Origin of the sequence: Microtetraspora sp. AC03309 (assembly GCF_020826795.1) — a bacterium.
Taxonomy (GTDB): domain Bacteria; phylum Actinomycetota; class Actinomycetes; order Streptosporangiales; family Streptosporangiaceae; genus Microtetraspora; species Microtetraspora glauca.
In genome coordinates this window covers 1-387 of record NZ_JADDIL010000630.1, presented here as the reverse complement: position 1 = coordinate 387, position 387 = coordinate 1, and the positions used below count along the sequence as shown (strand labels likewise).

Below are 387 nucleotides of genomic sequence, written 5' to 3'. Positions count from 1 at the left end.
GGGAACCGTGATGTCGCGTATCGCGCGCAGCCGCGAACGCCTGCGCGCCGCGTTGGCCGAGATCGACGACGACATTCGCAATGTCGCCTGAAAAGAGAGAGGACACAATGGAATACGCGTCGACAGAGCTCGAAGGATACCGCGCGCTGGTCACCGGGGGCACGGCGGGCATCGGACTGGCCTGCGCCGACCTGCTGGCCCGCGCGGGCGCGACGGTGACCATCACCGGGCGGGATGAACAGCGCGGACGCGATGCCGCGGCGGCGCTCGGCCGTGACGTCCGGTTCATCAGCGCCGACCTCGCCGACCTGACCTCGGTGCGCTCGCTGGCTCAACACTTCGATCAGCTCGACATCCTGGTCAACAACGCCGCGGCATTTCCCGGTG

General features: G+C 68.2%; 1 protein-coding gene. It reads left to right on the top strand.

Features of this window, described 5'->3' with window-relative positions; translation table 11 throughout:
• Positions 1-107: 107 nt before the first annotated feature.
• The coding region (locus IMZ11_RS44690) for an SDR family NAD(P)-dependent oxidoreductase (protein WP_228649881.1) at positions 108-387 on the top strand (280 nt) is incomplete at its 3' end.